The organism is Staphylococcus sp. 231237_7MaSpsaltlick (assembly GCF_043107035.1).
Map to the genome: position 1 here is coordinate 1 of NZ_JBICNX010000360.1, position 459 is coordinate 459.

Annotated in this window: 1 protein-coding gene; it reads left to right on the forward strand. The window is 71.2% G+C overall.

Annotated elements, in window-relative coordinates:
• Positions 1 to 257: hypothetical protein (locus tag ACF91D_RS31885; protein ID WP_483883407.1), on the forward strand; the 257-nt coding region annotated here is incomplete at its 5' end.
• Between the last annotated feature and the right edge of the window lie 202 nt (positions 258 to 459).

Consider the following 459-nt stretch of genomic DNA (forward strand, 5'->3'; position numbering starts at 1 on the left):
TCCGCGGCCTGATCGAGCATGTGATGCTGCCGGGCTCGGCCGGGCTGGCGGTGCGGGCGCCCGACTGGTTCGACCTGCGCCGCTACGAGCGCTCGCGGCGCGAGCCGGTGGCGGTGATGCAGTTCGCCCTGGACGGGCTGCAGCGTGCCTTCGGCGAGCTTCCGGCGCCGCTGGCGGGGCTGCGGGACGTGGGCTGGTCGGTGGTGGCCCGCTCAGCCTGGCTTCGACGGCGAATGATCGGGCATGCGGTAAGCTGACGCATCGAACCAGCGACAAGGGCGGAAAAAGATGCGATCCGTAAGAGGTTTGCGCGCGGCGCGGGGCGCCGGTGCGGTGGTGGCGGCTCTCCTGACCGGGATTGCGATCTGGACCGCGGCGGTCATGCCGGCGGCGGCGCAGAAGGATCCGGTGGCTACCATCCGGCAGGTGGTGGAGAAATGGCTGCAGGGGCGCTACCTG